This window comes from Microbacterium sp. FW305-3-2-15-F-LB2 (genome assembly GCF_058787255.1).
This window is the reverse complement of sequence record NZ_JBYSZO010000001.1, coordinates 1,929,105-1,954,546: the sequence shown is the minus strand read 5'-3', so window position 1 is coordinate 1,954,546 and position 25,442 is coordinate 1,929,105. Positions and strand designations below refer to the sequence as shown.

The following is a 25,442-nucleotide window of genomic DNA, read 5'->3' as shown; positions in this document are numbered from 1 at the left end:
TGAGGTCGGGACTCAGGCGTGGACGGCCTTGCCCCCCTTGACGATCTCGGCCGGGGCACGGCCGGTGGGCTTCCAGTCGCCGGGGTCGGCGGCGAGTATCTGCCGTACGCGCGGCGCGACCTGCTCGCCGAAGAGGCGGATGCTGTGCGCGCGGACGTCGCGCGGCATGTGCAGCAGGTCGTACTTCAGGTCGAACCGGGAGAGGTGGTTGGCACGGACGACGGCCGCGATCTTGCGCGCAACGGTGTCGGCCGAGCCCACGTAGAGGGCTCCCGTCGCAATCTCCTCCGCGTAGCGTTCGCGCGTGGGCGGGTAGAAGCCGCGCTCCTTGCTCATCGCGGTCACGACCGGCTCCCAGTACGTCCAGTACAGCTCTTTCGCTTCGTCATCAGTGTCGGCGAGGAGGCCGAGGGAGTGCTGCGCGATGGGCAGTTCGGGATGGCCGTACTTCTCCAGCGCGCGCAGGTACAGCTCCGCGTGCCCGGCGAATCGCTCGGGCCGCCCGCCGATGATCGCCATCATGAGAGGAAGCCCGTGCCGTGCGGCCCGCACGACCGAGTCCGGGCTCCCGCCGATTCCCACCCAGGTCGGAATACCCCCGTCCGGCATCCGGGGATGGAGTCGGACGTCGTTCAGCGCGGGACGGTACCTGCCCGACCAGGTGACGCGATCCTGGCGAAGAAGGCGGACGAAGAGTTCGAGCTTCTCCTCGAAGATCCCCTCGTAATCCGCGATCTCGTATCCGAACAGCGCGAAGGACTCGATCGCTGAGGCCCGCCCCAGCACGATCTCCGTCCGACCGCCCGCGATGCCATCGACGGTCGCGAACTGCTGGTACAGCCGCACGGGGTCCTGCGTCGAGAGCACCGTGACGGACGAGCCGAGGCGGATGGTGGTTGTCGCCTGCGCGGCGGCCGCGAGCAGAACCGGGGTCGCGGAGTCAACCTGTCCCTCACGGTAGTGCTCACCCACGCTGAAGATGTCGAGCCCGACGGATTCGGCGAGCTGCGCCTCCTCGATGAGCAAACGCAGCGTCTCACCGTCGGACAGGACGCGCTCGGCGTCGGTCGCGACCTCTCCGAACGAGTTCAGCCCCAACTGGAGTCGGGCGGGATCGGCGGCAGCCATGCATTTCTCCCCATCAAAGTGATTGATATGTCAATAGTGAACGCCGTCGCGGTCGGGGTATTCCCGTGCGGACCGGCGGGAATCGGGTGATGATTGACGCGTCAATCATGCCCCGGTATGATTGATGCGTCAATAAAAGGAGGTGCAGAGGTGACCCGAACGGCACATCGCGCCTTGCCGACCAAGGAGGAGTTGCGCATCTGGCGCGACTACGTCGAGACGGCGGACGCGCTGCGATCGTTGCTCGGCGGTCGGATGCAGTCCGAGTCGGGGCTGTCCTCCGGCGACTACTCGGTGATGCTCGCCCTCAGCGAAGCTCGCGGTCGTCACCTGCGTTCGTCCGAGCTGGCCGAACACATGGGGTGGGAGCGCAGCCGGCTCTCGCACCACCTCGGCCGGATGGAGAAGCGCGGACTCATCCGCCGTGACGCGTTCGCGGACGACAGCCGCGGCGCGGTCGTCTCGCTCACCGACGCGGGGGCGAGCGCCTTCCGCGCGGGATCGGTGCCCCACCTTCGCGCCGTGCGCGAGGTGTTCATCGATGCGTTCGACACCGACGACCTCGCGCGAATCGACGTCCTCACGGCGCGGCTGCGTGAGCACCTCGGCCTGGAGTCCCGTGGCTGACCTCGGGTCGCTACTTTCCGAGAACCCCCGAGATGGGATGCCGCATGGAACATGTCGTTGAGGAGCGTCCCGCGACGGTCGTCGTGATCGGTGGGGGCCAGGCCGGGCTGTCGGCCGCCTACCACCCCGCCCGGGTCGGCTTCGTCAGCGCTCTCGGAACCCCGCACGACCCGACGGCACCAACGTTCGTGGTCCTGGATGCCGAATCCGGGCCGGGCGGGGCGTGGCGGCATCGGTGGGCAACGTTGACCATGGCCACGGTCAATGGCATCTTCGACCTGCCCGGCCAGCCGAAGCCTGTGGTGGACGACTCGACGCCGAGCCGCGAGGCGGTTCCGGCGTACTTCGCGGCATATGAATCGGCGCTGCAGCCGCCGATCCTGCGACCGGTCACCGTATCCACGGTGCGCTACGCCAACGCCGACCCGGACGGCGATCTGCTCGTAGAGTCCAGCGCCGGGGTGTGGCGTACCCGGGCGGTCATCAACGCCACGGGAACGTGGAACAACCCGGTGCTGCCGCACTATCCGGGGCAGGAGACGTTCCGGGGTCGCCAGCTGCACACCCGCGACTATGTGGCTCTCGGCGAGTTCGCGGGTGAGCGTGTCGCGGTCGTCGGGGGCGGGATCTCGGCTCTGCAGCAGCTGGAGGAGATCTCCCGCGTCGCCACGGTGTTCTGGTACACCCGCCGCGAGCCGGTGTTCCGCGACAGCGGCTTCACCCAGGAGGTCGAGGGGCGGGAGACCATCGCGCGGGTCGTCGCGGACGTCGAGGCGGGCAACCCTACCGGCAGCGTCGTGTCCTACACGCAGCTCGCGTGGCTGCCGTACGCCGTCGCCGCGAAGGAACGCGGTGCGCTCGCCCGTCGCCCGATGTTCACGGCCATCGAGCCCGAGGGGGTGCGGGAAGCGGACGGCTCCTTCACCCCCGTGGATGCGATTCTGTGGGCGACCGGGTTCCGGGCCGACCTACGCCATCTGGATCCCCTCGGTCTGCGCAACGAGCGTGGTGGGATCCGCATGGTCGGAACGCAGGTCGCCGATGAGCCGCGTGTGCACCTCATCGGATTCGGCCCGTCTCAGTCCACGGTCGGCGCCAATCGCGCCGGACGCGACGCGGTACGTGTTCTGCGCAAACGCCTCCTGTCGGTCCCTTCGGCTACCTGACCCGCGAATACGGTGCGTTGCTCGCCGCATCGCCGTTCGACCGCGGGTGCGTGTCCGTGAGCCGGGCGGGGAGGTGACGTTCTCTGCCATGCCGTCGCCGGGCGGGCAAGGGGGATGCGCCACTGCCGGGCTCGGTGCATCGTGGCGGGCGTGCCGTCCTCGTGTGTTCCGCCTGCGCTTCGCGGGCCGCGGCGAGGGCGAGCGGAGAGGTAGCGGAACGGCAATGAATGCACGACAGGGCGCGTCGGGAACCGCCGGAATGCGCGCGATGTTCTGGGCGTGGATGGGTATCGTCATCGTCGGGCTCGCTGTGATGATCGTGCTCCCGCTGGCGGGGCGGTGACCGTGGGCCGCTTCCTTCGCGATCAGGGATTGAGCATCGTCTTCCTGGCAATCTTCCTGGCCGCGCTCATCGGCCAATCCTTCGCAGGCTTCGCCAACAACAACGAGGAACTCCAGCTCCACAACCTCGCTCCGATCGGCTACTGGGACTTCGTGACGTCGTCGGACTTCCTCGTCGACGTCGCGGAGAACTGGCAATCGGAGTTCCTCCAGTTCTTCCTCTTCATCCTCGCCACGATCTGGCTCGTGCAGCGAGGATCGCCGGAATCCAAGAATCCGGGAGACGAAGGCGTGGGGACCGATGCGGAGCAGTTGGTCGGTTCGCACGCGCGACCCGACTCACCGAGTTGGGCCCGCGTGGGTGGCGCTGCGGGTTGGGTGTACTCGAACTCGCTCCTCCTCGTGATGGGCGCGATATTCCTGCTGTCCTGGTTCGCGCAATCCCTCGGCGGGACGACCGTGGCGAACGAGCAGAACGCGCTGCACGGGATGCCACCCGAGACGTGGCTGCAGTACGTGGCATCCCCGGAGTTCTGGAATCGCACGCTGCAGAACTGGCAGTCGGAATTCCTCGCGGTGGGCGCGATGATTGCGTTCTCGATATATCTCCGTCAACGCGGATCCAGCGAATCCAAGCCCGTGGGCACGCCGCACCACACGAGCTCGGTGGAATCCGAGTGACAACTAGCGGGATGCCAGCCGCGGCCCGTCGTACGCGCGCACCGGCGGAACCTCCCCGTCGTACCGCATGATCGACACCGCTACCCGAGCCCCGCTCGACGCCTGTGTGAGCTGCGAGGTGCCGATGTCCTTCGTCAGCACGTTGACGTTGCCGTTGATGCAGTCGGCGGTCTCCGGCGCGCTGGGGTCGTACCAGGCTCCCGTGTGCATTCTCGCGACGCCGGGCAGGAGGGTGTCGGTGGTCACGACGCCCGCGAGCAGGCTGCCCTGGGCGCTGCGCACGATCGCGATGTCACCGTCGGTCAGGCCGCGTGCCGTGGCATCCGAGGGGTGCAGTCGGATCGGCTCGCGACCGGCGACCTTCGTCGAACGGCTGGGGGAGGCCATGTCGAGCTGGCTGTGGAGGCGGTGCGACGGCTGAGTACAGAGCAGCTGCAGGTCGTAGGGCGAGCCGGGCTCTTCCGCGGTGTCGATCCAGACCGCGTGCCCCGCGGTGTCGGCGAGCCCGAAACCGTCGAGGGTGTCGGAGAACAGCTCGATGCGTCCGCTGGGGGTATCGAGCGGGTTCGCGACGGGATCGGCGCGGAAGTCGGTGAAGGCGCCATCGCGGTAGTGGTGCTGGGGGAGAGGCGTGCCGCCGTCGCGCCAGAATTCGGCGAACGGGGGAGCGTCCGGGGTATCGGGGCGTTGCCGCCACTCGTCGTAGATCCTCTCCAGCCACTCGCGGCTGTCGAGGCCTTCGGCGTAGTCGGCATCCAGGCGCTTCGCGAGCTCGTCGTAGATCCAGAACTCTTCGCGTGCCTCGCCGACGGGTCCGACCGCACGCGGCATCGCACGAAGGCGCGTGTCGCCCGCGCCGGCCGCCAGGTCGTCGCGCTCGAGTCCGGTGGCGGCGGGCAGGACGATGTCGGCGTGGCGAGCGGTTGGCGTCCAGTGGAATTCGTTGACGACGAGCGTGTCGACGCTCGCCACGGCCCGGCGCAGACGCCGCAGGTCTTGGTGGTGGTGGAAGGGGTTGCCGCCCGCCCAGTAGACGAGCCGGATGTCCGGCAACGCCAGCGTCCCCCCGTCGTACGGGATCGTCGCGTTCGGCCGCAGCAGGAGGTCGCTGATACGCGCGCACGGGATGAAGTCGGGAACGGCATTGGTGCCCTGAGAGAAGGTGGGCAGCGGCACCGGAGCGACTCCGACCCCGTAGTCGCCCATCGAGCCGTACCCGTGCGTGAATCCGCCCCCGGGAAGGCCGATCTGCCCGAGGAAAGCCGCGAACGTCAGTGCGGCGAACACCGCTTGCTCGCCGTGTTCGGCTCGCTGCAGGGAATACGTCACGTTGACGAGCGTGCGTCCCGCGGCCGCCCGCCGAGCGAGATCGCGGATCGTCGGGGCGGGCACGCCGCTGAGGTCCTCGGCCCATTCCGGCGTCTTCTCGACGCCGTCCGTCTCGCCGCTGAGGTAGGCCCGCACGCGATCGGCGCCCACGGTGTGGGTCGCGAGGAACGCGTCATCCGCGAGTCCCTCTGCCACCAGCGTGTGCGTCAGGGCGAGCAGCAGAGCGGTGTCGGCTCCCGGGCGGATGCCGACCCACTCGGCGCCGAGTTCGGCGAGGGCGTCGTCGCGCTGGGCCGAGACGGTGACGATTCGCGTGTCAGCCGCGGCGGAGCGTGCCAGCCGGGAGGCCACGTGGCGATCGTGGCCGCCCGGCACCACCCACGTGTTCGACTGCCGAAGACCTCCGAAAGCGAGCAGGAGGTCGGTGTGCTCGGCGATGTGCCCCCAGGACGGCGGCCGGTTGCGCAGTTCGCGCATGCCGATCGGCCCGATGAGGTGGGGGAGCAGCACGAGGCTGGCGCCCCGGCTGTAGTCGTTGATCGATCGGGTGTATCCGCCGATGGCGTTGAGGAACCGGTGCAACTGGCTCTGCGCGTGATGGAGGCGTCCCGCGCTTCCCCATCCGTAGGAGCCCCCGAAGATGGCACGGTTGCCGTGCGTCGATCGCACCCGCCCCAGCTCTGCGGCGAGGAGGTCGAGAGCCTCGTCCCACTCCACCTCGACGTACTCGTCGTCGGGGTCGCCGCGGCGAGGATCCGGGCCGGGGCCGTTCTCGAGCCACCGGCGACGAATCGCCGGCCGGGTGACTCGCGACGGGTGACGGAGCCCCTCCGCGACTCCGCGGATCGCGGGCGCGGCATCCGGGTCGTCTGCGTAGGGTCGCGTGTCCAGGACGGTACGCCCGTCATCCGACACCTCGACCTCGAACGTGCCCCAATGGGCGCTGCTCTGCTGTGTTCGCGTCACCGCACCATGTTCGCCGACCCGAGTCGTCGCGCGCACTCCGGCTGCAACGGGAGGTCATCGGCATCCGGGATGCGAGGGGTCCCGCGACCGGGACGCGTCAATAGGGCACAGGGTGCCGTGCGGCATCTCGCGGCCGCGCCTGACGGCGCGGGAGAATGGTGCGCGATAGCATCCGAATCGGCATCCGCCTCTTGCCTTGACCCGAGAGAAGGTCCCCGTGGCTCGCTCGTCCCTCGCCCTGGCAGCGCTCGTCGCGGTTGTGCTGGCCACCGCCGGCTGCACGGCCTCCGGCGACGGGGCTCAGCCCGCGGGTGTGTCATCGTCGCCCACCCCGAGTACCGCGGGAGGCTTGCAGGCGTTGCCGCCCACGATCGTGTCACCCGGCGAGCTCGACGGCACCGATGTGGCCGTCGTCGTCGGCACCGCGCTCGTGATCGCGGTCGATGACGGCACCGAGGACCAGTGGACCGGAACGACGACGGACCCGGCGATCGCGGAGTTCTCGGCGGGAGGCTCCGACGAAGGCGCGACCTTCCGCCCCGGGTTCGAGGCGCGCAAGATCGGCTCGACGCAGGCAAAGCTCACCGGTCCGGACGGCCGGGAGATCGCGTTCACGCTTTCGGTCGTCGCTCCGTGAGCGACCCGGGCGGCAGAGGCGCCCGTATCTCTCAGTAGCGCGACAGAACGGCGAGCAGCGGGTCGCCTGCCGGCGGGTCGGCGCGCAGGGTCTTGCGCTCGACCTCGTCCAGGTGGTGGGTCACGTGGTCGGCGGCACGGTCGACGTGCCCCGCGGCGAGGAGCGCGATGAGTTCGTCATGCTCGTCGATCGAGGCTCCCTGGTCGATGTCGCGACCGTAGATCCTCAGGATCAGAGCGGTTCGCGAGATCACCTCGGACATGTAGCGCTCGAGCAGCCCGTTGCCGCTCTCGCGCGCCAGCAGGATGTGGAACTCTCCACCGAATCGCGCGGACGCAGCGCTGCGTCGGTCGGCCCAAGCCTCACGTTCCGCCTGAACGTGGACACGGAGTCGATCATGGATGCCGTCGTCCCATCGCGCGCCGACGCGGAGCACGGCTTCGCGTTCCAGCGCACGCCGCACGACGAACGCATCACGGGCCTCGTCGAGGGTGGGATGCGCCACCTCCGCCGATCGCCCGTGGGGAGAGGCGACCAGCCCGTCGCGCACGAGGCGCGCGAGCACCGTACGCACGAGGGTCCGGCTGACGCCGTAGTGAGCGGCCAGTGTCTCTTCGCCGAGCTTCGTGCCCGGAGTGAGAGCGCCCTCGATGATGGCGGCCCGGAGCGAGGAGTAGGCGCGTTCCGCACGATCAGCGGGTAATTCGGAGGCGGATCCTGTCTCCACAGTCATGCCGCAACTGTATACGAGGCGTCGATCGCTGTGCGTGTTCATCCACCATGCACTGTGAAACGTGATCGACCCGTCCGCGAAATGTCCGCGACCCGTATACGGAATACAACTGATTTTGTATACAGAAAGGCGGAGGCGATGTACGTCACCCTCACCTCGCAGCAACGGGAGTTGCTCGATCGATCCATTCTCGCCGGTGAGGCGCGGGATGTCCCTGACCTCGTGCGTCTTGCCCTGCGCGAGACAGCCGGCTTCGTCATCTCCCGCCCCCTGCCCGGACCAGCGCCCGCCGAACGCGCCTGGCGCGACGAACTGGCTTTCACACCGGGGGATGAGCGAGTGCTGCGGCAGGAGCATCGCCTGCTGCCGGGGACGGGAAAGGCCTTCGAGGTCCGCGCCGGACAGATCCTGCGCGTGTCGCAGGTCGATGGCGACCAATGCGCGGACCTCAACGTGTTCGCCCTGCACGACTACCGCGAAGCGATGCACGTCGGACGCACGCGCACCCTGCACGGCATCCACCCGGGCGAGGGCGCGTTCCTGTGGTCGGCACCGCCCCGTGAGCGGGCCATGATGTTCCTCCTCTCCGACCCGGCGGGGCTGAACGACACCTTGTTCCCGCGGTGCAGTGCGGCGATGTACGAGTCCCTGTTCGGCTTCGAGGACCACACGAACTGCGCCGACATGCAGGCCGAAGCGCAGCGCGAATACGGACTGACCCCCGACGACGTGCACGACTCGTTCAACCTGTTCATGGCGACACGCGTGAACGAGGACGGCTCCATCGAGGTGGTCCACCAGCACACGCCGTCTGGGGCGTTCGTGGAGATCCTCGCCCTGATGGACGTTCTCGCGGTTCCGAACGTCTGCGGGAACGACATCTTCCGCACGAGCAACTACTCGCTACGACCCCTGGACGTGACCGTCTCCGACGCCGCCGCGGATGACCTGGCTCGCGTCCCACCCCTGTGGGTGCACCGTTCGCAGCGCACGCCGGCCGACTTCGCCCAGCCCCGGATCCGCACGGAGCGGCGCCTCGAGCGCGACCTTGCATACGAACCGCGGTTCCCGCGGACGCCGGTCACCGTCGAAGACATCGAGATCGATCTCTCCGACTCCGACGCAGCGCTCCTGAGGACCCACGCTCGCCGCGATTTGTACGGCGACGACGATGAGGCGGCGCTGCGCGACATCCTCCTCAGCTGGTGGGTGCAGAGCCATGCATGAGGTCGACGATCTCGACATGCTCACCCCGTACGAGCGGTACAAGCTCATGGCGTCGCTCATCGTCCCGCGACCCATCGCCTGGGTCACGACCCTCGGGCCGACCGGCGTCCCCAACGCCGCACCGTTCTCGATGTTCGCGATGGTCGGCGAGGACCCGCCGCTGCTCATGGTCAGCATCGACCGACTGCCCGGAGGTGAACGCAAGGACACGGCGGTGAATATCGACGCGACGGGGGAGTTCATCGTCCATCTGGTCGACCGCCCGCTGACGGAGGCGATGGATGCCACGAGCGTGCGGCACCCGCCCGGCGTCGACGAGCTCGCCCACCGGGGCATCGTGACCGTGCCCGCGGCATCCGTCTCTCCACCGGTGATCGCCGAAGCCCCGGTCGCCCTCGAGTGCGTGCTGTGGTCGCGCATGGAGATCCCGAGCCGAGAGATCTACTTCGGACGCGTTCAACGCCTGCGCACTCGTCCCGGTCTCGTCGACCGATCACGGATGCGGGTGCGACTGACGGACTACGCCCCCGTCGCCCGCTTCGGCGCGAGCTTCTACACCACCACGACCGACCGCTTCACCCTGACCGGTGACCCTGTCACCGACATCGATTCGCTCTGAGCCCCACCCGATCCAAGGAGAACTCTCATGACCCGGCTCCCTCGTCCCTTGTCCGCCCTTTCCGCCGGCGCCGTCATCGCCGTCGCCCTCACAGGCTGCGCCGCCTCCGGTGGTGCGTCGACTGCGACATCCGCCTCCGACATGCCGATCGGAGGCGTCGATCTCTCCTCGGTATGTCCGGCGACCGTCGTGATCCAGACCGATTGGAACCCGCAGGCGGAGCAGGGTGGGCTGTTCACCCTCCTCGGCTCGGATGCGCGCATCGACGCGGGGAAGAAGAGCGTCTCCGGCCCCTTGATGTCTCAGGGGGAGTGGACCGGTGTCGACGTCGAGATCCGCGCCGGCGGCCCCGCGATCGGCTTCTCGGGGGTACCTGCCCAGATGTACACCGATCCCGACATCCTTCTCGGTTGGGTGAACACCGACGATGCGATCGCGGCATCCGACGCCCTGCCGACGACCGCTGTCATGTCGACGTTCGAGAAGGCGCCGTGGGCCATCATGTGGGACCCGGAGACCTACCCCGACGTGCACTCCATCGCCGACCTCGGTCGGACGTCGGCGACCGTGCGCTACTTCGACGGCACGACGTACATGGACTACCTCACCGGTTCCGGCCTGCTGCGCACCGATCAACTCGACGGGTCGTATGACGGCACGCCGGCGGCCTTCGTGGCCGCGAACGGCACGGCGGCCCAGCAGGGCTTCGCGACCGTGGAGCCGTGGGTGTACGAGAACGCCATCCCCGAGTGGGGTCGCCCCCTGGACTACCAGCTCGTCGCGGACACCGGCTACCCGATCTACGCGGTCGCCCTCGCGGCGAGGAGCGCCGACATCGAGGGGCAGGCGGACTGCCTCGCGAAGCTCGTTCCCGTGGTCCAGCAGGCGAGCGTCGACTACTTCGCGGACCCGACGCGGGCCAACACGATGATCGCGGAGGCGGTGGAGGAGTACGACAACGGGTGGGTCTACCCCCTCGAGGAGGCGGAGAACTCGACCGTGCAGCAGCGTGAGCTTGATCTCGCGGCCAACGGTGCCGACGGCACGTTCGGCTCGTTCGACGCCGAGCGCGTGGCGAAGGTGCAGGCGATCGTGACGCCGATCCTGACGGCGAAGGGCGTGACCATCCGCGACGGGCTGTCGGCGGAGCAGCTGGCCACGAGCCGATTCCTGGATCCCTCGATCGCGCTTCCCTGACCCGCCTCGATTTCCCGCAGACCGCAGTGCGAGCTCGTCTCGTGCCGCGGTCTGCGCGCTCTCGCGGTGTGGGAAGGCCTGTGCGTCGTCGGCGCTCGCGCTCCATTGACCGTTGCTTCGTGTTGTTTCATGTTGTAGTGTGTGGGAATCTTCGAAGGGGATCCCGTGTACGCAATGGAGCGCCAGCAGCTCATCGAACGCGAATTGCGCGAAATCGGACGCGTCAGCGTCGTCGACCTCGCCCGTCGTTTCGACGTCACCACCGAGACCGTTCGACGAGACCTGGATCGCCTCGAACGCACCGGTTCTCTTCGCCGCGTCCACGGCGGTGCCGTCGGCATTGATCGCGCGAGCACCACCGAGGTCTCGCTGTCCGAGCGTCGCCTGCGTCGGGGTGACGCCAAGCGGGCGATCGGCGCGGAGGCGGCGCGTCTTCTCGCACCCGGATTCCGAGGGTCGATCTTCATCGACGCGGGAACGACTCCCGCGGCTGTCGCTGCCGAGCTGCCCGGCGTCCTGGGGGAGAGCTCGCACGAGGTCGAGATCGTCACGCACTCGCTGGAGGCCGCACACCTGCTCGCGGGAGACGAACGCATCGCGCTGACGACGATCGGCGGCAGAGTCCGAGGTGTGACCGCAGCTGCGGTGGGCGCGCACACCGTGCGCTCGATCGGGGAGCTGCGCCCCGACATCGCCTTCGTGGGTACCAACGGCCTCAGCGCGGGATTCGGTCTCAGCACTCCCGACCCCGAAGAGGCGGCGGTGAAGAGCGCGATCATCCGGGCCGCGCGCCGAGTCGTCGTCGTCGCCGACACCGCGAAGTTCGGTGAGGAGCTGCTGGTGCGCTTCGCCCGCCTCGACGAGATCGACGTGCTCGTCACCGACGCCACCCCGCCCGATGCCCTGGCGCAGGCTCTCGCCGACGCCGACGCCGAGGTGCGTGTCGCATGATCGTCACCCTCACCGCCAACCCGTCGGCCGACCGTGCCGTGCAGCTGGCCGGTCCGCTGCTCCCCGGCGAAGTGCAGCGTGCCGAGTCCTCACGCGAGGATGCCGGGGGCAAGGGCGTCAACGTCGCCCGAGTCGTGTCGGCGGCCGGTGCCGCGGCCCGCGCGGTGGTGCCGGTGAACGACCACGATCCCTACCGGCTGCTCCTCGACGACGCGGGGGTCGCCCTCGCGATCGTGCCCGTCGCGGGGCGCGTGCGCGCCAACCTCACGATCACCGACCCGCGCGGAGAGACGACGAAGCTGAACCTGCCCGGCGCCGAGCTCTCCGCCGCCGAGGCCGCAGCCCTCACCGAAGGTGTGGTCGCGGCGGCCGAGAATGCGACATGGCTCGTCCTCGCGGGCTCGCTGCCGCCCGGTGTGCCCCCGACCTTCTACGCCGACATCATCGCCGCCGTTCGGCGTCGCTGGGGCGCGCGTGCTCCCCGCATCGCGGTCGACGCCTCGGGCGCCGCTCTGGGCGCCGTCGTCGAGTCGGCACGCCCCGACCTCATCAAGCCCAACCACGAGGAGCTCGCGGAGCTCGTCGGCGAGGATGCCTCGGACGACGGCGACGTGGTCGTGGAGGCGGCGCGGCGCGCGGCCGCGCTTGTTCCCGGGCGCGTGGCATCCGCCCTCGTGACCCTCGGGGCGGACGGAGCGCTGCTGTTCACCGCCGACGGCGCGTGGCGCGGTCGCGCCCCCAAGATCCGCGTCGCGAGCACGGTCGGGGCGGGCGACAGTTCGCTCGCCGGCTACCTGCTCGCCGACCTCGAGGGGGCTCCGGCTCCCGACCGACTCGCCCGCAGCATCGCGTACGGCGCAGCTGCGGCGACCCTGCCGGGGACGCAGGCCCCGACGCCGGCCGATCTGCCCGCGGGGCCGATCGCCGTGACCGTTTTCTCCACCCTCACCGCAGAATCCTGACCACGAAAGGTCACCAGACAATGTCCGACATCATCACACCGGAGCTCGTCAGCCTCGACGCGCCCCTGGGAGCCGACAAGCAGTCGGTCATCCGTGCTCTGGCCGAGCGCGTCGTCGCGCAGGGCCGCGCAACGAGCGCGCAGGAACTCTTCGACGACGCATGGGCGCGGGAACAGAAGGACGAGACCGGCCTCCCCGGCGGGATCGGCATCCCGCACGCCCGCAGCGCCTCCGTCACCGAGCCGACGCTGGCGTTCGCTCGGCTGACCCCCGGTGTCGACTTCGGCGCGCCCGACGGACCCGCCGACATCGTCTTCCTCATCGCTGCTCCCGAGGGTGCGGACGAGGCGCACCTCGCGGTGCTGTCACAGCTCGCCCGCAGCCTTATGAAGCCCGACTTCACCGGCGGTCTCCGGGACGCGGCGAGCCCGGCCGACGCCGTGCGCATCATCACGGATGCCATCACCCCGGCATCCGTCCCCGCCGAAGCCCCCGCTGCCGCCGCGCCCGCGACGACCCGCGCCGAGGCTCGCACCGCCACCGCCACGAAGACCACGAAGATCGTCGCCGTGACCGCCTGCGCGACGGGAATCGCCCACACGTTCATGGCGGCAGACGCACTGACCACCGCCGGTCTGGAGACCGACGGAGTCGAGCTCGTCGTCGAGCCCCAGGGGTCCAGCGGCTACAAGGCCCTTCCGCAGAGCGTCATCGACGACGCCGACGCCGTGATCTTCGCCGTCGATGTCGACGTCCGCGAGCCGCAGCGTTTCGCCGGCAAGCCAGTCATCCGCGCCGGCGTCAAGCGAGGCATCGAGCAGCCGAAGCAGCTCATCGCCGAAGCCGTCGCCGCGGTCGACAACCCCGATGCGCCGCGCGTCGCGGGATCGGCGGCCGGTGCTTCCGCCAGCGCCCCTGCGGGTCAGCAGTCGGTGGGCCGCCGTATCCAACGGTGGCTGCTGACCGGTGTCAGCTACATGATCCCGTTCGTCGCGGGTGGCGGCCTCCTGATCGCGCTGGGCTTCCTGCTCGGGGGCTATCAGGTCACGCAGAACGCGGCCAACGTCATCATCCAGAACTCGCTGTGGGACCTCCCGACCGACGGCATCACCTCGCCGCTCGGGCCGGTGGGCCAGTACCTCGGCTCGGTCGCCTTCATGATCGGCGCGACCTCGATGGGCTTCATCGTCGCCGTGCTCGCCGGCTTCATCGCGTACGCGATCGCCGACCGTCCCGGCATCGCCCCCGGCTTCGTCGCCGGCGCTGTGGCGGTGCTCATGAACGCCGGCTTCATCGGCGGAATCATCGGCGGTCTGCTCGCCGGATTCATCGCCTGGTGGCTCGGCCGGTTCGACGCGCCGCGTTGGCTCCGCGGCCTCATGCCGGTGGTGATCGTGCCGTTCCTCGGGTCGATCTTCGCCTCGGGCCTGATGATCCTGTTCCTCGGGCGCCCCATCGCGTGGCTCATGGAGCGGCTGACCGAGGGCCTCACCTCCCTCGCCGCGAGCGGCGCCGGTGCCATCCTCCTGGGTGTCATCCTCGGCCTCATGATGTGCTTCGACCTCGGTGGACCCGTCAACAAGGTCGCCTACGTCTTCGCCACCACGGGCCTCGCAGCCGCGACGCAGACGAACACCACGCCGTACCTGATCATGGCGGCGGTCATGGCCGCCGGCATGGTCCCCCCGCTCGCGATGGCGTTGGCATCCACCGTCCTCGCCCGCCCGCGGTTCACCCCCGTCGAGCGCGAGAACGGCGCCGCCGCCTGGCTCCTGGGTGCATCGTTCATCTCGGAGGGGGCGATCCCGTTCGCCGCGGCCGACCCGCTGCGCGTCATCCCGGCCTCGATGGTGGGTGGTGCCATCACGGGTGGCCTCAGCATGTGGCTGAGCGTGCAGTCGTTCGCTCCGCACGGTGGCATCTTCGTCTTCTTCGCCATCAACCCCTTCTGGGGTTTTGCCCTCGCGATTGCGGCAGGTACCGTCGTGACGGCGCTGATCGTCGTCGCCCTCAAGGGCATCGGTCGCAGCACCAAGGACGCCGCCGTCACCGAGGCCGCTCCTGCTGCCTCCGTCGCCGCCTAAGACCCCGTCGGTTCGAAAGGAATCACCATGGCAGAACGTCAGGCCACCATCGCCAGCAGCTCGGGTCTCCACGCCCGCCCCGCGAAGCTCTTCGTGCAGGCCGTGCAGGAGAAGAAGGTGCCCGTCACCATCTCGGCCGCCGGCGGACCAGACCTCAACGCGGGCAGCATCCTCTCTCTCATGGGGCTCGGTGCCGGCCACGGCACCGTCGTGACGCTGAAGGCCGAGGGCGAGGGTGCCGAGCAGGCGCTCGACGAGCTCGTCGCGCTCCTCGAGACCGACCTCGACGCGCAGTAAGAACTCGCGTCACAGAACGCCGGATGCCACGGGCCCCAGGGCTCGTGGCATCCGGCGTTTCGGTGTGCAGTTGTGTGCAGGTGCCGAACTCCGGAGAAAATGCGGGTGCCGGTCTGCCACGAGTGGCCCGACAGGGCGATGCCGCAAAAACTCCGGAGTTCGGCCCGGTGAGTCGCTCAGATCTCGGTCGAATCCCCGGGTCCGAGGTCGACGAACGTGCCGCCGTTCTGCTCGACGGCCCAGGTGAGGCGGGCGTCGCCCATCTGCTTCCCCGCCACGGAGAGGGTCATGTCGTGGGTGGCGAAGGCACGCGCCGGCTTGACGGCGAGCACGTAGTCGATGGCCTCCGCGATCTTCAGCCACGGTGCGCCCACCGGGGCGGCGAGCAGCTGGACGTGCGCCCCCTTCGGCACCGTGTACGAGTCACCTGGGTAGTAGAACGCGTCGTTCACCAAGACACCGACGTTGTCGACGATCGGCAACGACGAGTGGATCTCCGCGTGCTTCCCGCCGAAGAACTCGAGGTGGAACGGGCCGAGGTCGAGTGTGTCGCCGGGGTGGACGGGGATGACGTCGAACCCCGCCGCCGCCTTCTGCACGCCTTCGGGGCCGTAGATCGGCACGCCCGGGTGGGCCTTCTGCAGCCGTGTGAGGTGCTCGGGGGTCCAGTGGTCGGGATGTTCGTGCGTGATGACGACTCCGACGAGCCCGGTGAGGTCTTCGAGCGGCGACGTGAAGACGCCGGGGTCGATGACGAGGGTGTGGCCGGCCTCGGTGAGAACGAGAGCGGCGTGTTCGTGTTTGGTGACCTGCATGCGTTCGAGTCAACTCTCCGGCGCGGGAGCCTGCAACCGCTGGACGGTGAGCCATCGGGATGCCACAGGGTGAACGTCGCGCATCGGATCCGTCCGCGCCCTTCCCCCGGAACCGCTCGCGCGGTACCGTGGGCCGGACACGCCCGGGATGCGAGTCGTCCGCGGGGCGATTTGTCGTGCGCGGCATGCGTAGTGCATACTTGAACGGTTGCGAAAACGGCCCCATCGTATAGCGGCCTAGTACGCCGCCCTCTCACGGCGGTAACGCGGGTTCGAATCCCGCTGGGGTCACCAACGAAAAATGCCTCGACCGAATGGTCGGGGCATTTTTTTCGTGCCGGAGCTGGACGACGAGCCCATGTGCCCGACCGCCCGGAGGCCCCGGCTCGCGCGGAGCCGGGGCCGGGCTCGCCTACGCCTCGTGCGACCCCCGACGCTTCCGCACGATGCGCCGGACGCCCCACACGATCAGAACGGCCACCGCGGCCACCGCGATCCAGGGGAGCAGGAACCCGAGGCCGATCACGACGCCGTTGAGCGTGGCGACGAGGCCGTTCCAGCCGGCGACCAGGCCGTCGCCGAAGCCCGCGGGATCGGCGGTCACGGTGGTCGTGCGTTCGTTCAGCTGGACGCTGAGCGACGACATCGCCACCTGCGACTCGATCGATTTCAGCACCGCCCGGTCGGAGTCGAGCTGCGCCTGGCGCTCGGACAGCGCCGACTCGGCGGCGATGAGGTCGGACACCGACGCGGCCTGCGCCATCAGTTCGGTCAGACGTGCAACGGATGCCTCTCCGGCGGCGACGCGCGCCCGAAGGTCCACCGTCTGCTCGGTCACGTCGGAGCGGTTGACGCTGTTCGCCGTCACGTCGCCGACGGCGGACAGCCCGTCCATCACGGACGACAGCGCCTCGGCCGGGATGCGGACCGTGATCCAGCCCGACGACGCCGCGGGCTGCGAGACGTTCCCCTCCAGTGGGATGATCGGCATCCCGCCGCTGCCCACCTGGGACGACTCCACGTACCCGCCCGCGGCGGCCGCGGCGTCCGTGATCTGCGCGATGGCGGCGCGAACATCGTCGACCTCGACGGTGCTGGAACCGGTGGCGACGATGTCGCGGCCGGCATCCGCCGTCGAACCCGCGGATGCTGCGGCGTCGCTCACGGCGCCTCCCGCGGTGTCACCGGGAGCCAGCGGCGCGCTCTCGCCTCGTGCCCCCTCGTTGGTCGAGCCGTCGACGATCCCCAGGCCGGGATCCACGGCGCCGCCGGCTTCGCTCACACCCGAGATGGACGAGCCCGAGGTGCCGGCCGAGGTGGTGAGCGCGGGTCCGACGACCGCGGCGACGATGACGACGGCAGCCGCGGCCCCGACGCCCGTCCAGACGTTGCGACGCCGTCGTCGACGTGCGGCGCGCTCGTCGGCGATCCGGGCGAATACGACGGACTCCATGGCATCCACACGGTCGGAGCGGAGCGGGGGAAGAGTGGGCGTGGTCATGGGGTCTCCGTCTCCATCGCGGTGGCGCGCACCCGGGAACGGATGCGGGAGAGGCGGTTGCGCACGGTGCCGTGCGAGACGCCGAGCGACTCCGCGGCGGCCTGGTAGCCGTAGCCCTCGGCGGCGCACAGTCGGAAGATCTCGCGGTCGAGATCGCCGAGGCGCTCGACGGCCGCGAGAATCGCCGTCACCGTCTCGGCTTCGACGACCTGCTTCTCGACGTCGACGAGGGCGGGGATCCGTTCGTCGAGCTCGGCGTTCTCGCCGTGCCGCCGGCGCGACCGGAGGCGGTTCTGCGCCTGAAGACGGCACACTGTCGCGAGCCACGGCAACAGGGATGCGCCCTCCAACCGCAGCTGGGGGATCTTCCGCCAGGCGACGACGAACGTCTCCTGGACGACGTCTTCCGCGTCGCTCTCGTCGTGGACGAGTCCGAACGCGATCCAATACACCGGCCGCACGTAGGCGCGGTACAGCGACCGGAAGGCGTCCTCCGACCCGCCGGCGGCGCGCGCGACGAGCGCCCTGTCGTCGATGACGTCGTCGGTCATGGCATCCGTTCCCTCGATCCGGCACCCGTGCGAGCACTCTCTCACTCAGAGGTGTCCGCTCGCGCGCGATCGTCTCAGGAAGACTCGGTCGGGATGCCGCGCGGCATAGCGGCTCGATAGACTTCAGCGTTTCCCCGAACGAAAGGCCCGTCATGGAGTTGCAGCTGGACCCGGTGTTCCAGACGGTCACACTCGTGGTGCTCGTCCTGATCCTCGCCGCGGACCTGCTCATCATCCTGGCGCGTCCGCACATCCCTTCGCCGAGGGAATCGACGCTGTGGGTCGTGTTCTACGTGGTGCTGGCGCTGGCGTTCTCGGGTGTGCTGGCGATCGTGGCCGGGGGAGAGGTCGCTGGGCAGTTCGTGGCGGGCTGGCTCACCGAGTACAGCCTGTCGATCGACAACCTGTTCGTGTTCGTGCTGATCATGGGCCAGTTCGCGGTGCCGCGGCGGTATCAGCAGGAAGTCCTGATGGTGGGCATCATCATCGCGCTCGTCCTGCGCGGCGCGTTCATCCTCGTCGGCGCGACGATCATCGAGAACTTCAGCCCGATCTTCTACCTGTTCGGCGCGTTCCTGATCTACACCGCGATCCGCCAGACGTTCCCCGGCGACGATCACGAGGACGACACGCAGCGCGAGAACCTGATCGTCCGCATGCTGCGTCGCGTTCTGCCCATCAGCGACGCCTACGACGGGAAGAAGATCTTCACGCGCATCGACGGCAAGCGCGTGTTCACGCCGATGATCATCGTCTTCGCCGCGATCGGCGTGACCGACCTGCTCTTCGCGATCGACTCGATCCCCGCGATCTTCGGCATCACCCAGAGCCCGTTCATCGTGTTCACCGCCAACCTCTTCGCGCTCATGGGCCTGCGGCAGCTGTACTTCCTCCTGGGCGACCTGCTCGAGCGTCTGCGATTCCTGCATTACGGCATCGCGTTCATCCTCGCGTTCATCGGCGTGAAGCTCATCCTCCACGCGCTGCACGTGAACGAGCTCCCCTTCCTCAACGGCGGGGAGTCGGTCGAGTGGGCGCCGGAGATCTCGACGTGGGTTTCGCTCGTGGTGATCGTGCTGTCGATGGCGGTAGCGACGATCGCGAGCCTGATCGCGTCGCGGCGCGAGCCCGCCGCAGCAGAACCGCACGACGCCGCTGCGCGGGTCGCCGACGAGAAAGGCACTCCTCCCACGGTGGAGCAGCCCGACCGCGACTGAGACCGGTCAGAACGCGCGCAGGTTGGCGCCCAGCCCACCCCGCACGTACTCCTCGCGCAGGATGCCGCGGCGCCGAAGGATCGGGACGAGATCGTCGAGCAACCGGTGCACGGTGACCGGGTGCAGGTCGCCCCACAGCAGGATGCCGTCGTTGCCCCAGTCGCCGAGCTCTTCGATCCGGTCGGCGAACTCGTCCGCTGTGCCCACGAAGCCCGAGCCGTCGTTCAGACGCCCGAGGCGCGCGTGCGCGGCCAGGATCGAGCGCAACGGTGCGTCGGGTGCGTGTTTCCCGACGAGTCGGCGGATGCTGCCCTCCGAGACGTGCTCGCCGAAGATGCCCCGGTCCAGTGGGGCGTCGAGGTCGAGACCGGTGAGGTCGGTCTCGAGATCGCTCGACTGCTTGCGGGCGATGGCGAGCAGGGCGGCGGCGTCCGGATGCGCGGATGCCGCGACGAGGCGGTCGGCCTCCTCCGCCGAGGAGACGAGCACGGGCTGGATCGCGAAGAGGATCTTGATGTCGCTCGGGGCGCGGCCGGCCGCTTCGGCTGCGGCGTGGATGCGTGCCCGATACGCGCGGATGCTCTGCTCGTCGAGAGGGGCGAGGGCGAGCTGCACGTCGGAATTTCGCCCCGCGAACGCGAGTCCGCGGCCGGAGCCGCCGGGGGAGACGATCGCGGGCTCGCCGTCCGTGAACGGAACGGCGTTGAGAGGACCGTCGAAACCGAAGTATTCGCCGCGATGCCGGGTGGGGGCCAGTCGGGTGCCGTCGGCGTACACGCCGGATGCCTCGTCCTCGACGAGGGCACCGTCGCCCCAGCTGCGCCAGAGGTCGCGCAGCCCGTCGATCCACTCTTCCGCGCGGTCGTAGGCCGCATCGTGGCCGAGTTGGGGTGCCGTCGAGAAATGCCGGGCACTGCCCGTATCGGTCACGACGTTCAGACCCAGCCGGTGCCCGCTGAGGTGCTGCAGCGTCGCGAACTGGCGCGCCGCGGTGTACGGCAGGGAGGCCGCCGGATTCACCGTGGGAACCACGCCGAGGTGCTGCGTGGCGGCGAAGAGGTACGGCGCCAGAAGCAACGGGTCGTGCTTGGGGCCACCGAAGGCGTGACGCACCCGCAGGTCGATGGTCTCGGCGCTTCCGAGCGAGGGGGCGTCCTCGATGATGAGCAGGTCGAAGCCCGCCTGCTCGAGCGTGCGGGCGGAGTCCTGGTAGAGCCCCGGCTCGGTCCACCGGTGGTTCCACCGCAGGTACGGGTGCCCCCAGCCGTGCGGGCCGAACCCGCGCGCGAGGAACCAGCCGAAGTGCTGCAGCCGGCTCACAGGACGACGACCTCGTGCTGATCGACGGCATCCGTCAGTTCCTCGTCGAGGGCGAGGGATGCCGTGCCTTCGATCGCCTGGGCGAGGTCGGCGATGATGTCGTCGATGTCCTCGATGCCGATCGAGAGACGGATCGTGCCGGGGAAGACCCCGGCGCGCTCGCGTTCGGCGACGGTGCGCGCCGAGTGGCTCGTGCTCTGCGGGTGCAGCACGAGCGTTCGCACGTCGCCGAGGTGCGTCATGTGCGTGATGAGGCGGACCGACTGGACGACATGCCGCGCGGCTTCGAGCCCCCCGCGCAGCGTGACGGTGAACACCGAGCCGCTGCCGCGGGTGAGGTAACGCCGCCCGAGCGCGTGGTGCGGGTGGGAGGGGAGACCGACGTAGTCGACTCGCTCGACCTCGGGCTGGGCCTGGAGCCACTGGGCGACCGCGAGGGCGTTCGCGGACTGGCGCTCGACGCGCAGGCTGAGCGTCTCGACGCCCTGACCGATGAGGAAGGCGTTCAGCGGCGACGGCGACGGGCCGAAACGCGGAGCGACGCTCTCGCGCAGGTACTGCCCTCGCGCACGGCGTCCGTACTTCTCGGCGTAGCTCGCTCCGCCGAGCCGGTCGGTGCCGACGAGGTGAGGGAACAGATGACCGGATGCCGCGGCGTCGAAGCGCCCGTCATCGACGATCACCCCGCCCAGGACGGCGCCCTGGCCAGCGAGGAACTTGCTCGCCGAATGCACGACGATGGCGGCGCCGTGTTCGATCGGACGGAGGAGGTAGGGCGTCGTGAACGTGCTGTCGACGACGAGCGGGATCCCGTGCTCCGCACCGATGGCCGCGACGGCGGCGACGTCGAGCACGTCATTGCGGGCGTTGGAGAGGGTCTCGGAGAACAGAGCCTTCGTTCGCGGCGTGATCGCTGCGCGCCAGGCATCGAGGTCGGAGGTGTCGACGAACGTCGGTTGGATGCCGAGGCGCGAGAAGTTGTCGAGCAGCAGCCCGCGCGTGCCCTCGTAGATGTGCTCGGACACGACGATGTGGTCACCGGCATCCAGGAGTCCCAGGAGTGCCACGGTGACGGCGGCCTGGCCGCTCGAGACGAGGATCGCCTGGTCGCCGCCCTCGAGGGAGGCGATGCGCTCCTCGACGGCCTGCACGGTGGGGTTGCCGGTCCGGGTGTAGCCGAAGCCGCTGCCGGTGGCGAAGTGCGCGGCGGATTCGTCGAGGTCGGAGAACGTGAAGCCCGCGGTCAGGTAGATCGGCGTGGCTCGAGGCGAAGCCGGCGCGACAGATGCCCCCACGTGCACCTGACGGGTCGAGAACCCGGTGTCATCCTGCGTGCCCATTCGGCACTCTCCTTCCTGCGGCGTGGCGACAGGCTCGCACGCGGAGGCGCTCCGCGCCCAAACGTGCGGCGCCGTGTTACGCGGAGAGCGCGCGTTTGCCCGGTGGTATCGTGACGAGGTGCGGATCTTCGGCCTCCTCCTTAGCGGCCGCGACGAGACCTTGTTCTAGGCCTTTCTCGTCGCGGAGTTCGTCGCGGGGCCTCACATCCCATTCGAGGAGAAACGCAAGTCTCATGAGCACGACATCGATCGACGGCATCCACATTCCGGATCGTCCGCGCACCCTGGCCGAGAAGGTCTGGGACGACCATCTGGTGGTCAAGGGCGAGAACGGCCAGCCCGACCTCATCTACATCGACCTCCACCTCGTTCACGAGGTCACCAGCCCCCAGGCGTTCGACGGTCTGCGTGCCGAGGGTCGCCCGGTGCGCCGCCTCGACCTGACGATCGCGACGGAGGACCACAACACCCCGACGCTCGACATCGACAAGCCGATCGCCGATCTCACCAGCCGCACCCAGATCGAAACGTTGCGCCGCAACGCCGAGGAGTTCGGCGTGCGCATCCACTCATTGGGCGACAAGGAGCAGGGGATCGTCCACGTCGTGGGACCGCAACTGGGTCTCACCATGCCGGGCATCACCGTCGTCTGCGGCGACAGCCACACCTCGACGCACGGCGCGTTCGGCGCGATGGCGTTCGGGATCGGCACGAGCGAGGTCGAGCACGTGCTGGCGACGCAGACGCTGCCGCTCAAGCCGTTCAAGACCATGGCCATTACCGTCGAGGGCGACCTCAAGCCGGGCGTCACGGCGAAGGACATCATCCTCGCGATCATCGCCAAGATCGGTGCGAACGGCGGCCAGGGTTACGTGCTGGAGTTCCGCGGCAGCGCGATCCGCTCTCTGTCGATGGAGGGGCGCATGACGATGTGCAACATGTCCATCGAGGCCGGCGCCCGCGCGGGCATGATCGCCCCCGACGAGACGACCTTCGCGTACGTCAAGGACAAGCCCCACGCTCCCCAGGGACAGGACTGGGACGACGCCGTCGCCTACTGGCGCACGCTCCCCAGCGACGAGGGCGCCGTCTACGACGCCGAGGTCTTCCTCGATGCGAACGAGCTCGAGCCGTTCGTCACATGGGGGACCAACCCCGGTCAGGGCGTGTCGCTCTCCGACGTGGTGCCGACGCCCGCCGAGATCAGCGACCCGAACGAGCGCGCGGCCGCCGAGCGGGCTCTGGAGTACATGGATCTGCAGGCCGGCACGCCGATGAAGGACATCCCCGTGGATGCCGTCTTCATGGGCTCGTGCACCAACAGTCGGATCGAAGACCTCCGTGCCTTCGCGTCGGTCATCCGCGGCCGTTCGAAGGCCGAGAACGTGCGCGTCATGGTGGTGCCCGGGTCGGCGCGCGTTCGTCTGGAGGCCGAGGCCGAGGGGCTCGACAAGGTCTTCACCGAGTTCGGTGCCGAGTGGCGTTTCGCGGGCTGCTCGATGTGCCTCGGGATGAACCCCGACCAGCTCGCCCCCGGCGAGCGCTGCGCCTCGACGTCGAACCGCAACTTCGAGGGGCGCCAGGGCAAGGGCGGACGCACGCACCTGGTGTCGCCGCTCGTCGCCGCCGCAACGGCGGTTCGAGGCACGCTCTCGAGCCCCGCCGACCTGGAGCCGCTGCCCGCGGAGACCGTCACGACCGGGGCGGAGGCCTGACATGGAGAAGTTCTCGATCCACACCGGTGTGGTGGCCCCGCTGAAGCGCTCGGCCGTCGACACCGACCAGATCATCCCCGCCGTGTACCTCAAGCGCGTCACCAAGACGGGCTTCGAAGATGCGCTGTTCGCCAACTGGCGGCAGGACCCCGAGTTCGTCCTGAACCAGGATGCCTTCCGCTCGGCATCCATCCTCGTCGCGGGCCCGGATTTCGGTACCGGCTCGAGCCGCGAGCACGCTGTCTGGGCTCTGCGCGACTACGGCTTCCGCGTGGTTCTGAGCCCGAAGTTCGCGGACATCTTCCGCGGCAACTCGGGCAAGCAGGGCCTGGTCACGGGGGTCGTCAGCGAAGAGGACGTCGAGCGCATCTGGCGGGCCGTGGAGGCGCAGCCCGGCGTCGAGATGACCGTCGATCTGGAGGCGCGAACCGCCACACTCGGCGACCTCCGAGTCTCGTTCGACATCGACGATTACACTAGGTGGCGGCTTCTCGAAGGGCTCGACGACATCGGGCTCAGCCTGCGCAACGAAGACAAGATCGCGCAGTTCGAGGCGCGCCGCGAGGCATGGCGGCCGCGGACCCTCCCGGTCCGCTAAGCCCGGTCGGCCCGATCGGGCCGTTCCGCCGCCCCTCGTCCACGAAGTGAGGTCTACCCCCCTATGAGCACACTCGTCACCGACTCCGGAGACCCCGTCACCGCGCAGCCGGGCTGGGATCAGGCCGAAACCCTCGCCATCCGCGGGGGGCGTCCCTTGCGGGGCACGGTCGAGGTCAAGGGGGCCAAGAACCTCGTGACCAAGGCGATGGTGGCGGCGCTCCTCGGCGACACCACGAGCACCCTCCGCGACGTGCCGAGCATCAGCGACGTCAAGGTCGTGCGTTCGCTCCTCGAGGTGCACGGCGTGACCGTCACCGAAGGCGACGAGGAGGGCACGCTCCACCTCGACCCCTCGGGCGCGGTGGCCGCGCACTTCGAGGAGATCGACGCGCACGCCGGCGCGTCGCGCATCCCGATCCTGTTCTGCGGTCCGCTGCTGCATCTGCTCGGCGAAGCGCTCATCCCCGACCTCGGTGGATGCCGCATCGGTGATCGACCGATCAACTTCCACATGGACGCGCTGCGCGCCTTCGGTGCGGTGGTCGACAAGAGCTACGAGGGCATCCGCATCACGGCGCCGAACGGTCTGCACGGCGCCAACATCACGCTGCCGTACCCGAGCGTCGGTGCGACGGAGCAGGTGCTGCTGACCGCGGTCCGCGCCAAGGGCGTGACGGAACTCCGCAACGCCGCGATCGAGCCCGAGATCATGGACCTCATCGCGGTGCTGCAGAAGATGGGCGCGATCATCTCGTACGAGCCCAACCGCGTGATCTTCATCGAGGGCGTCGACCGCCTGGTCGGGTACGACCACCGCGCGATCTTCGACCGCAACGAGGCAGCTTCGTGGGCGTGCGCCGCCCTCGCCACGGACGGTGAGATCTTCGCCAAGGGCGCCCGCCAGCAGGACATGCTGACGTTCCTCAACGTCTTCCGCAAGGCCGGCGGCTGGTTCGACGTCCGCGAGGACGGCATCCTCTTCCGCCGCGGGGGCGACCTCAAGCCCGTCATGGTCGAGACCGACGTGCACCCCGGCTTCATGACCGACTGGCAGCAGCCGCTGATCGTGGCGCTGACGCAGGCCCACGGCACCTCGACCGTGCACGAGACGGTCTACGAGAACCGCCTCGGCTTTACCCAGGCGCTGAACAAGATGGGCGCCGACATCGTCGTGCACCCCCAGGGCATCGCGAGCCCTGACCGCCGCGTTCCGCGCCGCGATCTCGAGCAGGCCGCCGTCATCAACGGCCCGACGCCGTTGCACGGTGCCGACGTCGAGGTGCCCGACCTCCGGGGCGGATACAGCTACGTGATCGCCGCGCTGGCGGCCGAGGGCGAGTCGACGGTGCGCAACATCGGCATCATCCGCCGCGGATACGAGAAGTTCCTCGAGAAGCTCACCGCTCTCGACGCCGACTTCGACGTCGTGGGCTGAGC

Annotated in this window: 23 protein-coding genes and 1 tRNA gene; 16 read left to right on the top strand and 8 right to left on the bottom strand. The window is 69.2% G+C overall.

What is annotated here, in order from left to right:
• Positions 1 to 12: 12 nt before the first annotated feature.
• A complete protein-coding gene (locus AC3WLZ_RS09520) occupies positions 13 to 1,128 on the bottom strand; it encodes an LLM class flavin-dependent oxidoreductase (RefSeq protein ID WP_412924732.1) in 1,116 nt (371 codons plus the stop codon).
• 150 nt (positions 1,129 to 1,278) lie between these two features.
• Here AC3WLZ_RS09520 and AC3WLZ_RS09515 point away from each other — a divergent pair, with 150 nt between their 5' ends.
• The 3 genes from AC3WLZ_RS09515 to AC3WLZ_RS09505 all read left to right on the top strand — a co-directional run bounded on the left by AC3WLZ_RS09515 (position 1,279) and on the right by AC3WLZ_RS09505 (position 3,944).
• Complete coding sequence (locus tag AC3WLZ_RS09515; RefSeq protein ID WP_412924731.1) at positions 1,279 to 1,755, top strand: MarR family winged helix-turn-helix transcriptional regulator; 477 nt, start codon at positions 1,279 to 1,281, stop codon at positions 1,753 to 1,755.
• Between the two features lie 44 nt (positions 1,756 to 1,799).
• Entirely contained in the window at positions 1,800 to 2,921 is a 1,122-nt protein-coding gene (locus tag AC3WLZ_RS09510; RefSeq protein ID WP_492469856.1) for an NAD(P)-binding domain-containing protein, read from the top strand.
• A gap of 345 nt (positions 2,922 to 3,266) precedes the next feature.
• A complete protein-coding gene (locus AC3WLZ_RS09505; protein WP_492469855.1) occupies positions 3,267 to 3,944 on the top strand; it encodes a DUF6766 family protein in 678 nt (225 codons plus the stop codon).
• A gap of 3 nt (positions 3,945 to 3,947) precedes the next feature.
• Here AC3WLZ_RS09505 and AC3WLZ_RS09500 read toward each other — a convergent pair whose 3' ends face one another.
• Positions 3,948 to 6,239, bottom strand: coding sequence for a molybdopterin-dependent oxidoreductase (locus AC3WLZ_RS09500; RefSeq protein ID WP_492469854.1), 2,292 nt, complete (start codon positions 6,237 to 6,239; stop codon positions 3,948 to 3,950).
• A 217-nt stretch (positions 6,240 to 6,456) separates the two neighbouring features.
• Between AC3WLZ_RS09500 and AC3WLZ_RS09495 the strand changes: the two genes are divergently transcribed.
• The gene (locus AC3WLZ_RS09495; protein ID WP_412924727.1) at positions 6,457 to 6,876 is read left to right on the top strand and encodes a hypothetical protein; all 420 of its coding nucleotides are present in this window, start codon (positions 6,457 to 6,459) and stop codon (positions 6,874 to 6,876) included.
• Between the two features lie 31 nt (positions 6,877 to 6,907).
• On the opposite strand, the gene AC3WLZ_RS09490 is transcribed toward AC3WLZ_RS09495, so the two are convergent.
• Positions 6,908 to 7,609, bottom strand: coding sequence for a GntR family transcriptional regulator (locus AC3WLZ_RS09490; protein ID WP_412924726.1), 702 nt, complete (start codon positions 7,607 to 7,609; stop codon positions 6,908 to 6,910).
• Positions 7,610 to 7,747: 138 nt separating this feature from the next.
• Between AC3WLZ_RS09490 and AC3WLZ_RS09485 the strand changes: the two genes are divergently transcribed.
• The 7 genes from AC3WLZ_RS09485 (at position 7,748) to AC3WLZ_RS09455 (ending at position 14,946) form a co-directional block, all read left to right on the top strand.
• Positions 7,748 to 8,836, top strand: a complete 1,089-nt coding sequence (locus AC3WLZ_RS09485) for a DUF1989 domain-containing protein (RefSeq protein WP_492469853.1) — start codon at positions 7,748 to 7,750, stop codon at positions 8,834 to 8,836.
• Positions 8,829 to 9,455 (top strand): flavin reductase family protein, encoded by a 627-nt coding sequence (locus tag AC3WLZ_RS09480; RefSeq protein WP_412924724.1) that lies wholly within the window; start codon positions 8,829 to 8,831, stop codon positions 9,453 to 9,455. The genes AC3WLZ_RS09485 and AC3WLZ_RS09480 overlap by 8 nt, the downstream gene beginning before the upstream one ends.
• 27 nt (positions 9,456 to 9,482) lie before the next feature.
• Positions 9,483 to 10,652 (top strand): substrate-binding domain-containing protein, encoded by a 1,170-nt coding sequence (locus AC3WLZ_RS09475; RefSeq protein WP_492469852.1) that lies wholly within the window; start codon positions 9,483 to 9,485, stop codon positions 10,650 to 10,652.
• Between the two features lie 165 nt (positions 10,653 to 10,817).
• Entirely contained in the window at positions 10,818 to 11,603 is a 786-nt protein-coding gene (locus tag AC3WLZ_RS09470; RefSeq protein WP_412924722.1) for a DeoR/GlpR family DNA-binding transcription regulator, read from the top strand.
• A complete protein-coding gene (locus AC3WLZ_RS09465) occupies positions 11,600 to 12,565 on the top strand; it encodes a 1-phosphofructokinase family hexose kinase (protein ID WP_412924721.1) in 966 nt (321 codons plus the stop codon). The genes AC3WLZ_RS09470 and AC3WLZ_RS09465 overlap by 4 nt, the downstream gene beginning before the upstream one ends.
• A gap of 20 nt (positions 12,566 to 12,585) precedes the next feature.
• On the top strand, positions 12,586 to 14,649 hold the full coding sequence (locus AC3WLZ_RS09460; protein ID WP_492469851.1) for a PTS fructose transporter subunit IIABC: 2,064 nt from the start codon (positions 12,586 to 12,588) through the stop codon (positions 14,647 to 14,649).
• Between the two features lie 27 nt (positions 14,650 to 14,676).
• A complete protein-coding gene (locus AC3WLZ_RS09455) occupies positions 14,677 to 14,946 on the top strand; it encodes an HPr family phosphocarrier protein (RefSeq protein WP_063257512.1) in 270 nt (89 codons plus the stop codon).
• A 176-nt stretch (positions 14,947 to 15,122) separates the two neighbouring features.
• Here the strand turns inward: AC3WLZ_RS09455 and AC3WLZ_RS09450 are convergent, their stop codons facing one another.
• Positions 15,123 to 15,761, bottom strand: coding sequence for an MBL fold metallo-hydrolase (locus tag AC3WLZ_RS09450; RefSeq protein ID WP_412924719.1), 639 nt, complete (start codon positions 15,759 to 15,761; stop codon positions 15,123 to 15,125).
• A gap of 218 nt (positions 15,762 to 15,979) precedes the next feature.
• Between AC3WLZ_RS09450 and AC3WLZ_RS09445 the strand changes: the two genes are divergently transcribed.
• A tRNA-Glu gene (locus AC3WLZ_RS09445) sits at positions 15,980 to 16,055 on the top strand.
• A 118-nt stretch (positions 16,056 to 16,173) separates the two neighbouring features.
• Here AC3WLZ_RS09445 and AC3WLZ_RS09440 read toward each other — a convergent pair.
• Positions 16,174 to 17,262 (bottom strand): DUF4349 domain-containing protein, encoded by a 1,089-nt coding sequence (locus AC3WLZ_RS09440; protein ID WP_492469850.1) that lies wholly within the window; start codon positions 17,260 to 17,262, stop codon positions 16,174 to 16,176.
• Complete coding sequence (locus AC3WLZ_RS09435; protein WP_412924717.1) at positions 17,259 to 17,813, bottom strand: RNA polymerase sigma factor; 555 nt, start codon at positions 17,811 to 17,813, stop codon at positions 17,259 to 17,261. Before AC3WLZ_RS09435 ends, AC3WLZ_RS09440 begins: the two co-directional genes overlap by 4 nt.
• A gap of 152 nt (positions 17,814 to 17,965) precedes the next feature.
• On the opposite strand from AC3WLZ_RS09435, the gene AC3WLZ_RS09430 reads away from it, so the two are divergent.
• On the top strand, positions 17,966 to 19,030 hold the full coding sequence (locus AC3WLZ_RS09430) for a TerC family protein (RefSeq protein ID WP_492469849.1): 1,065 nt from the start codon (positions 17,966 to 17,968) through the stop codon (positions 19,028 to 19,030).
• A 6-nt stretch (positions 19,031 to 19,036) separates the two neighbouring features.
• On the opposite strand, the gene AC3WLZ_RS09425 is transcribed toward AC3WLZ_RS09430, so the two are convergent.
• Positions 19,037 to 20,350 (bottom strand): LLM class flavin-dependent oxidoreductase, encoded by a 1,314-nt coding sequence (locus AC3WLZ_RS09425; RefSeq protein ID WP_492469848.1) that lies wholly within the window; start codon positions 20,348 to 20,350, stop codon positions 19,037 to 19,039.
• Positions 20,347 to 21,690: an O-acetylhomoserine aminocarboxypropyltransferase/cysteine synthase family protein gene (locus tag AC3WLZ_RS09420; RefSeq protein WP_492469847.1), complete on the bottom strand. Its 1,344-nt coding sequence runs from the start codon at positions 21,688 to 21,690 to the stop codon at positions 20,347 to 20,349. The genes AC3WLZ_RS09425 and AC3WLZ_RS09420 overlap by 4 nt, the downstream gene beginning before the upstream one ends.
• A 233-nt stretch (positions 21,691 to 21,923) precedes the next feature.
• On the opposite strand from AC3WLZ_RS09420, the gene leuC reads away from it, so the two are divergent.
• The 3 genes from leuC to murA all read left to right on the top strand — a co-directional run bounded on the left by leuC (position 21,924) and on the right by murA (position 25,440).
• The gene (leuC, locus tag AC3WLZ_RS09415; RefSeq protein ID WP_412924713.1) at positions 21,924 to 23,405 is read left to right on the top strand and encodes a 3-isopropylmalate dehydratase large subunit; all 1,482 of its coding nucleotides are present in this window, start codon (positions 21,924 to 21,926) and stop codon (positions 23,403 to 23,405) included.
• A gap of 1 nt (position 23,406) precedes the next feature.
• Entirely contained in the window at positions 23,407 to 24,003 is a 597-nt protein-coding gene (gene leuD / locus AC3WLZ_RS09410) for a 3-isopropylmalate dehydratase small subunit (protein WP_492469846.1), read from the top strand.
• Between the two features lie 63 nt (positions 24,004 to 24,066).
• Positions 24,067 to 25,440: a UDP-N-acetylglucosamine 1-carboxyvinyltransferase gene (gene murA, locus AC3WLZ_RS09405; protein WP_492469845.1), complete on the top strand. Its 1,374-nt coding sequence runs from the start codon at positions 24,067 to 24,069 to the stop codon at positions 25,438 to 25,440.
• The last annotated feature ends 2 nt before the right edge of the window (positions 25,441 to 25,442 follow it).